This window comes from Protofrankia sp. CiP1_Cm_nod4, assembly GCF_982290645.1.
Map to the genome: position 1 here is coordinate 25,242 of NZ_CEVIVC010000047.1, position 8,403 is coordinate 33,644.

Consider the following 8,403-nt stretch of genomic DNA (forward strand, 5'->3'; position numbering starts at 1 on the left):
GGGCCCTTCGGGCCTGGTGGGCCCGGGATCGTGCCCCCGCCACCCGTTGGCCGGAAGCCGCGGGTCAGGATGCGTGTCGTGGTCACCCTCGCGCTGGCCGCGACAATCATGCTCGTGGCGGGTGCCGCTGTCGCGCTGCCCCGGCTCAGGGACGCGGACAAGCCCGCGGCCGGGTCCGTCATATCCGGTAGGGGGCCGGGGCCCGCGTCGGTCTCCGCGGCTCCGCTGCCCCAGGCTTCCGCCAGCCCCAGCCCCAGCCCTACGCCGTCCGCGGCACCCACCGGCGGGCCGATGCCGTCGGTTGTCAACGTCACGCTTGTACAGGCCCGACAGGCACTGATCCAGAATGGCGTCCAGGTCGTCGTCAAGGAGAAGCTGGACCCCAGCGCGACCGACAACACGGTGCTGGTCCAGGATCCCCCGGCGGGAACCCGACTGGAAGCCGGGCAGCAGGTGACGCTGACCGTGGCACGCCAGCCCGCGCTGGTCTATCTCAGCGACGTGCGTGCCGTCGCCGGTGACCCCTCCACGGGCTCCAAAACCGTCAATGGGAAGACCTATCCGCATTCGCTGTACACGTGTACTCGCCGTTCGTCGAGTTTCGAGTTCGATCTCGGACGGCACTATCGGACGTTTCAGGCCACGGCAGGTATTGCCGATGACGCGTGGGACAGCTCGATAAGAATTCTGTACGAGGTGTTCGTGGACGGCTCGCCCGCCTATCGGAAGGATATCGGCTTCGGTGAATCCGTCCCCATCAGCCTCGATCTCACCGGAGTGCTCCGACTCAAACTCACGCAGACGTTCGTCAGCGGCAATAAGAACGGATCCTGTGATTACAATGTGTGGGGGGATGCCCGGCTGCTGGGGGTTCCGAGCGAGGTGCCCACCCCGACGCCGGGGACATGATGTCCGTCGAACCAAGGCATGATGGCCCGGCCGGCGGTGGTGCTCCTGCCCTGGCCGTGTTCTACCGCCGGGCCGCCGGTCTGAACCGGGAGACCGACCCTCGGGAGAACACCCTTCACGTCGACGACCGATGGGTCCTCACCGGCAGGCGGACCTTCGGTTTCGGCCGGGCTCCCGCCGGGGTCGACATCGCCGTGAAACTCGTGGACGACAGTGGCACGCAGGACCCGGCCGTCCCGCGTCTCGCGGGCCGGATCGCCGCACCCGACGGCCGATGGACGCTGACGAACCACGCCACCGGCAAGACCAAGATTTATCTGACCGCGCCCGGTCTCTATCGGGAGATCATCAAGGACAGTCCGGGCGAGGTCCTCGTCCGCACCTGGCAGATGGTCGCTATTCGCGCGTCCGGTGGTGATATCGAGCATCGGTTCACCCTTGTCATTGGTGGGCCCGGCGCGGGAGCGGGGGCCGTTCATGCCGCCAACATGGCGGGCCTCTGGGAAACCGGTGCCCCGACGACGTCCAGTGTCGGGGCACCGGCGTGGAGCCACGGGGACCGGCGGACCCTCGCCGCCTACTGCTATCCGGAACTGCACGGCCTGCCACCTCGTGTCCGGGAACGCGGCGCGCAGACGCTGCTCCTGCTCGACCGGGAGCTCACGGAAGCGTCGCGGAAATGGCTGGAGAAACAGCTCGGCCGGCTACGGAAGGACGCCTCCGCCCGCCTCGGCGTCGACCTCCAGGGCGAGCGCGGGACACCTGAGTTCATCGAGTACATCCTGGCGAACCGCGGGCTGCTGATGGATGCGCTCCGCGAACTCGACAGCCGGCCGACCCGGAAACTACAGCGGTAGCCGGCCATGCCCGGAACCGCTCCGGCCGCGGCTTCGATCCGTATCCACACCCGTAACCCGTGTGTCCCCGCCCACCTGTCCCGACCCTCGTCCGTCAAGGAGAAACATGAGCTATCCACCCGATCCCAACAGCCCGTACGGCGGGCAGCCAGAAGCACAGCCGGGTTATGGCCCACCGCAGGGGCCGTCGCCAGGATATGCACCACAGCCGGGCTATGCGCCGCAGGAGCCGCAGCCGGGCCATGGCTGGCCGCAGGGGCCGCCGCCCGGTTACGGCTACCCGTACAACCAGGGCTATCAGGGGCAGAACCCGCCCTACGGGTACGGCGCACCGGTGCGGACGGACTATGCGCACTGGGGCCTGCGGGTTCTGGGCGCCGTCGTGGACTGGCTGGTCTTCGGTCTGGTGCCCACGATCCTGTATTTCGTCGGCGCCGGCATGGCGGTGAGCAGTATCGCATCCTCGTACGACCCCTATGGTGATTACGACTCCTATGGCTCCTCCTCCTCTTCCGCCGGGAGCGCGCTGATAATCCTCGGATTTGTCGCCGGCATTGCCTCTTTTTTTCTCATGTCCTACTTCGAGGGCACCCGTGGCCAGACGCCGGGCAAGCGTGTCGCGAAGATCAAACTGATCCGGGAAGCCGATGGCCAGCCGCTCGGCTTCGGCCTGGCCATCGTCCGCCGCATCTGCCACTTCCTGGACGGCCTGCTGTTCTGCATCGGTTACCTGCTGCCCCTCTGGGACGAAAAAAAGCAGACCATCGCCGACAAGATCATAAAATCACTCGTCATCAGAACCGAATAACTTCGGCCCGGCAGTCACATGTGCATGCACCTGTGATCTTCCTGTCGCAGGTACCCGCCGTCGGTGGAAATAGGTGGTGATTCCTGTGTCGTGGACAGCGTGGTAGGGCATGTGAAATCGGAGGAGGGGCTGTGTCGATTGAATACACGCGCCTAAACAAGAAAATAGATTATACTCATCCGACGAGAGGGAAGAAGACGAGCGAACCTGCTCGTGCCGCTGTTCCGATCGTCGATCTCGACGCCGCACTGGCTGCCGGTTGTGGGACCAGCAGAATCTGGTCGAGGGCGAACGGCCCAGCTTCGCAGGCTGTCGGCTCGACCCTTGCGATCGTCGAACAGCCGCGATTCATCAGTGATGATCCGGACGACGGTATGACAGCCGTGATCGCAGAACGTGGCTACAGTGGTCGATCTGTTCTCGTCGGGACGGACGGCCGGTCCCTCACCCCCAGGAACTTCGTCGACTACGACGTTGCATACGCCGCAAACGGTTCCGTTGCGCTGGCTCGCAGGCACACGGCGGAAGCTCTCGGTATTCCGGCTGGTGGTGACTACATCCAAGCTCATATTCCCCATGTCGCTTTTGAAAATAGTTCGCCGTGGTCACGCGTGGCCCTGTTGTCCCGTGAACAGCCTTATACGGGACTCGCCGGAGCCAGCCCCCGACCTGAGCGAGCGATGTTCGAGACGTTCTCGGTAGCGATCACAGCTGATGGTTCACGGGCGGTGTTCCTGGAGTTTCGGCCGGCTGGCAGCCCCGACTGCGCGCTGTGGGAATACGATCTGACACACAGGACATGGCGCTGGGTCACTGGCAATCCTGCCGGCAGCCACTGGCAGGCGGCGCCGCTCGCGTACAGCCCGGACGGCACCTGGCTACTGGTCGGGAGCAACCCACCTGCTCTTGTGCGTCTCCCCGACGGCATGATTTTTCCGCTCGGTAAGGACGTGTTCGGTGTGCACATTGTCGACGCAGGATGGTGGCCGACGCGTCCCGGCCATCTGGTGGCTACGGGGCCTGGTCAGAAATCCGAAGCTGATGTGTTCGATGTTGATCTCGAACGGGGCCGTGCCAAGGAATTGTGCAGGATTCGGGGACAGCAGTCAAAAGTCAGCTTGCTTGTCGCAAGCCCTCGTGTGTCTGCTGATGGACGTTGGCTGGCTTTTCTTGCCCCGGTAGGTATGGATCCGACAGCTGACGCAGGCCGTGGGAGCGGGAAGCGTCCCTTCGTCGCGGATCTCGCCTCATCCGAATGTGAGCTTGTGTTGCCGGTACGATTTTCCTGCGGCGTCGAACGTTCCTGTGCGCGGGTCATCTGGGTCGACCAGACCGTGTCCGACGGTACATTTCAGCCTGCAGCGGCTCTGCAGGCGGGATCACGGCCTGCTTTTGGTAATCCTGTGCTCGCCGGATCGCAGGTCGAAATGTTTCGGAAGCAACATGCCTGCGCGGCTCAACTCATGTTCGATGCCATCAGTAAGTCCGGTACGGAGCCCATGCTGGTGACGGAGGAGATTCGCCGTTTCTGCGCCGGCGCGCTTGAGGCCGACCCGTCCTTCGCGGATACTCTCGAGGGTCCCGAGTCATGGACCTTTGTAATGTATGTCGGAACAGGTTCACCGCGCGATGACCGAGACGGCTGGCTGGCCCTCTCCTCCGACCTCGGGCGGCTGAGAGCGGGCGAGCCCATGGAGAGCGATATCAGCGGCAGGCTGCATGCGACAGTACCTGAGCCGCAAACGCCATCGGACACGAATTCATCTCGCAGAAGACCGCGACTGTGGAATCGTGACCGTTGATATAGACCAGTTTTTAGTGGCTCCGTCAGTTCTTCTCTTCAAATAGCTCTCAACCATGTCGTGAAGGAGATCTCGCTGTGAGATGGCAGGGTGACCGGACGGGTGTGCAGTGCAAGAAGTGCAAGAAGAAGGTCAAGATTGTTCGCTGCCCCAAGTGCAACGGCATCGGTGGAGGATGGACTACGCAGTGCAGCAGGTGCAACAGCAGCGGATACGTCTGTGAGAACTCGAACGATCAGTGGCATCAGTACAAGTAATCGTATCGCTCCTACTCGTGGTCGTCGGCAAAGCTGCGGGTAGGAGCGGCATGGATGGCGAAAAAGGAAGTGCTGGCTGAAACAGGGCGGTGGAGTCTGAATGCGATCCATGCACGTCAAGTTCTCGACTACGCTCACCGAGCGTGAATTCGGAGCGATCTTCAAGGGGCGTGGCGACGCAACGCAGGGCCTGACCGGGAGGATGGTTAAGCAGGGTTCGGCACATCAAGACCGATGGTGATGTTGCATTCGAGTATTTCACGCCACGAGACGACTCGCCTTTCAGCGTTCTCGATGACGACAAGCCGACCTTCACCGTTGGTGTGCACATCCCGACTTTCCTGGCTACCAACGGTGGATCGGCAACCCTGCACATGTACACCTGGGAGCGTGATGACAGGCGCGAGGTAGTCCTGTATTCACCTCATACGATCATGGGCGGAAGAAGTTCCCGTAACTACCTGGACAAGTTTCTCATGGAATTCCAGCACCATGATCCAGAAATTGCCTTCCAGCTCCAGGGGCAGAAACCTGATACTGATGCCGGTAGTGGGCCGCAGACGGTAGACGCCGACTTTCCTCCGCTTGACGGCGCGACTGTTCTTGTCCGAGGAGCGAATGTTCCACTGCCGGTCGTTCCGATACGGGTGGCGCTTCTCCGGAAAGGTGGAGCAAGCGACGATCTCGATGTCAGCGCTCTGCCGTGCGGATCCGACGCCCACGTGCTCGATCCGGAAGCAACTGTCTTCTACAACCAGCCGACTGGTGCCGCCGGAACCGTCCATATGTCCGGTCGGACGCAGCAGGCCGATGGTACCTGGACCGACAGCATTTTCGTTGATCTTCCTCGTGTTCCGGCATCGGTCGGCCAGGTGGTTTTTACGGCGAGCCTCGATTGTTCCGGCGCGACTGCTCTTGCCGCGGTTACTGATCTGCGTATCGCGGCAGTCGCGGATCGCGAGGTGCTCGCTGTCTTCCCGGTGACCGGGCTCAGTACAGAAAGCGCGATCGTCGCTGTCGAGGTCTACCGGCGCGCAAATGGCTGGCGTCTTCGCGGTGTCGGTCAGGGCTGGGCGGATGGTCTTGCCGGCCTGGCGCGCGACTACGGTATCGAAGTGGAATAAATGGAAAAATCCTGAGCACGAACCATCTCGATGGTCGTGGTATCCAACTGATCGTTACAGGGACTGCGCGGGGCGGTTCGTCAGGGTTATGCCGTGCGCGCTGTCGAGGCGGCGGGCAGGATCCGATCGGCCCACTCGCGGGCTGCGGCGGCCTCATGAGCTGGGACGGGGCCGAGTTCGGCCTCCAGTTCGCTGAGGTAGGCGTCCAGTTCGGCGATCTTGGCATGCCGGTCCAGTTCCTCGGCCAGTGCCGCCGAGGCGAGGCGGGAGATGCTCAGGCCGGCGGCTCGGGCGGACTCCATCAGTTCATCGGAGACGGTAATGTTCACTCTTGCCATGCGCATAATATGCACACTCGGCGTGGGGTACCGAGTGGTTGCCCTGTGCTCCGTCCTGACGATGGAGCAGCTCGACGGCTCTAGTAAACGGTGACTCGGCCGCCGGAGGTGCCGGCGGTGAAGATGGCCAGGCAGCGGCCGCTCGAGTTGGCGACGAGCCACAGGTGGTTGACGTAGGTGTTGCTCGAATAGGAGTTTCCCGGTGTCAGGAACGAGGCCGCGGCCATTCGGGAGCCGTTGAAGTCGAGCCAGTAGATCTGCACGGTTTCCGGGCTCTGGTTGCTGAACGTGGCCAGGACGCCGTCCGTGGTGCGGGCGGAGACCAGGCGTCCCTCGTCCGCGCACGAGTACCGGGTGAGGTTCCCGGTGAAGCTGAACGTGTGGGCGGCCGGCGGCTGGTTGGCCGCTGGCTGGGTGGCTGGCGGTTGAGCGGCCGGCGGCTGGCTGGCGGGCGGTGGCGCGTTGTTGCCCGGGGAGTCACGGTTGGTCTCCGCAGCGGGCGCCGCCGCCGCGGGCCGGCCGGCTGCCGCTCCGCCGCCGGCGGCTGGCTGCCCGCCGCCGGTCCGGGCCTCCGGCGCGGTCGCCGCTGCCGCGGGGATCTCCGTGGACATGCCGGCGGACGTGGTCGCTGACGGGTCCGGCGATGAGCCGGCGCTCGTCGAGGTGGGGCGCGCGGCGGGCGACGCCGTGGCTTCGAGCCGTGCGTCACCGGCTGCCGCGCCCTGCCCGCCGGACCCGTTCGTGGTCGCGGCCAGGCCGACGACGATCGCGACAATGGTGACGACGAGCGCGACGGCTCCGATCACCAGCGGAGCCCCGCGCCGGCGTCGGGCCCGTGACGTCGTCAGCGGCGCTGCGGCTGGTTCACGCGCCACGGCTTGGGTGATGGCCGCTGCGACCTGAGGGGCGGCTGGCTCGACCTGGGCAGTGGCCGATTCGCTCTGAGGGGTGGCCGTTGCGGCCTGGGCGGGGGCCGGCTCGACTTGGACAGCAGTAGTTTCACCCTGGGCGGTGGATGTTTCGCTCTGGGCGATACCTGGTTCGGCTCGGACGGTGAGCGCTTCGCTCCGGGTCGTGGTCGCTTCGGCCAGAGCTCCGGCCAAGTCGACCGGTGACCTGACGTCACCAGGGCCGGGACGTGCGTGCGGCCCGTCGTCGTCCGTCCCGGATACGGCCGGAACCGGAGCCGGGGTCACCGGCACCGGCACCGGCACAGGTGCCGCGGGAGACGGCTGGTCGGCGTCGGACGGCTGGTCGTCCGTGCCGGTGGCCGCGGTGTGGGCGCTCAGCACGTCGGCCACCGGCGGTGGCAGCCAGCCGGGGCCGGGGCGCAGAACGGTCGTTTCCTGATCCTGGCCGGTGAGCCGAGCCAGCATGTCCGTCAGGGCCGGCCGGGCGGCGGGGTCCTTCGCCAGGCAGACGGTGACGAGTTCGCGCAGGTCGCCGTCGAGGCCGTCGAGGGTCGGCTCAGCATGGACCAGTCGGTAGACCAGCGCCGGGGTGGGGCCGGTCCCGAACGGCTCCCTGCCGGTCGCGGCGAAGGCGATGAGCGCGCCGAGGGCGAACACGTCACACGGCGGGCCGATCTCACCGCCGGTGATCTGCTCGGGTGCCATGAAACCGGGGGAACCCAGCACGCCACCGGTCAGGGTGAGCCCGGTGGCGTCGGCCGCGCGGGAGATCCCGAAGTCGATGACCCGCGGGCCGTCGGTGGCCAGCAGCACGTTCGACGGTTTGAGGTCCCGGTGGACGAGCCCGGCCCGGTGCACGGCGGCGAGCGCCTCGGCGAGCCCGGCGGCGAGCGTGCGCACCGCCTCCTGGGGGAGCGGGCCCGTCCGGCGGATGGTCTCGGCGAGGGACAGCCCGGGCACGTAGGCGGTGGCGAGCCAGGGACGGTCGGCGGCCGGGTCGGCGTCGATGACCGCGGCCGTGTACGCGCCGCTGACGGCTCGAGCGGCCCGCACCTCGCGGCCGAACCTGTCCCGGAACTGCGGGTCGTCGGCGAGCTCGGGCCGGACGACCTTCACCGCCACGGCACGGCCGGCCGGTGAGCGACCCAGGTAGACGCGGCCCATCCCGCCGGCACCCAACCGCCCTACCAGCCTGTACGGGCCGACCTGGGTGGGATCGTCCGATCTCAGTGGCTGCATGGCTGGACCCCCACCCGGACCATGATCTGGCGGATTCTCACCGTGACCGGCGGTCCACGTCGTCCACTATAGGCAGTTGTCCACGGTTTCACGGTCGGACGGACGGGCGGGTGCCCGACAGCCGGAGTGGGTTCAGGCCGGGGTCGCCCGCGGGGCCC

The 8,403-nt window shown here is 65.9% G+C and carries 7 protein-coding genes; 5 read left to right on the forward strand and 2 right to left on the reverse strand.

From position 1 onward, the window contains the following. The 5 genes from AC5LSR_RS11420 to AC5LSR_RS11440 all read left to right on the forward strand — a co-directional run. On the forward strand, positions 1-909 hold a 909-nt coding region (locus tag AC5LSR_RS11420), incomplete at its 5' end, for an NPCBM/NEW2 domain-containing protein (RefSeq protein ID WP_493468435.1). Continuing rightward, positions 906-1,766, forward strand: coding sequence for a hypothetical protein (locus AC5LSR_RS11425; RefSeq protein ID WP_250280549.1), 861 nt, complete (start codon positions 906-908; stop codon positions 1,764-1,766). The genes AC5LSR_RS11420 and AC5LSR_RS11425, both read left to right, overlap by 4 nt. Before the next feature lie 106 nt (positions 1,767-1,872). Then, on the forward strand, positions 1,873-2,574 hold the full coding sequence (locus AC5LSR_RS11430) for an RDD family protein (protein WP_250289697.1): 702 nt from the start codon (positions 1,873-1,875) through the stop codon (positions 2,572-2,574). A 131-nt stretch (positions 2,575-2,705) separates the two neighbouring features. Further along, the gene (locus AC5LSR_RS11435) at positions 2,706-4,376 is read left to right on the forward strand and encodes a TolB-like translocation protein (protein ID WP_250289698.1); all 1,671 of its coding nucleotides are present in this window, start codon (positions 2,706-2,708) and stop codon (positions 4,374-4,376) included. Between the two features lie 580 nt (positions 4,377-4,956). Further along, entirely contained in the window at positions 4,957-5,757 is an 801-nt protein-coding gene (locus AC5LSR_RS11440; protein WP_493468436.1) for a TerD family protein, read from the forward strand. 86 nt (positions 5,758-5,843) lie between these two features. Here AC5LSR_RS11440 and AC5LSR_RS11445 read toward each other — a convergent pair whose 3' ends face one another. After that, on the reverse strand, positions 5,844-6,095 hold the full coding sequence (locus AC5LSR_RS11445; protein ID WP_250280540.1) for a type II toxin-antitoxin system CcdA family antitoxin: 252 nt from the start codon (positions 6,093-6,095) through the stop codon (positions 5,844-5,846). An 80-nt stretch (positions 6,096-6,175) separates the two neighbouring features. Further along, on the reverse strand, positions 6,176-8,245 hold the full coding sequence (locus tag AC5LSR_RS11450) for a protein kinase domain-containing protein (protein WP_493468437.1): 2,070 nt from the start codon (positions 8,243-8,245) through the stop codon (positions 6,176-6,178). Positions 8,246-8,403 lie beyond the last annotated feature (158 nt).

Excerpts from the sequence above, each read along its gene's own strand:
- AC5LSR_RS11450 (WP_493468437.1), bottom strand. The coding sequence starts at position 8,245 with ATGCAGCCACTGAGATCGGACGATCCCACCCAGGTCGGCCCGTACAGG.
- AC5LSR_RS11430 (WP_250289697.1), top strand. The coding sequence starts at position 1,873 with ATGAGCTATCCACCCGATCCCAACAGCCCGTACGGCGGGCAGCCAGAA.
- AC5LSR_RS11425 (WP_250280549.1), top strand. The coding sequence starts at position 906 with ATGATGTCCGTCGAACCAAGGCATGATGGCCCGGCCGGCGGTGGTGCT.
- AC5LSR_RS11445 (WP_250280540.1), bottom strand. The coding sequence starts at position 6,095 with ATGGCAAGAGTGAACATTACCGTCTCCGATGAACTGATGGAGTCCGCC.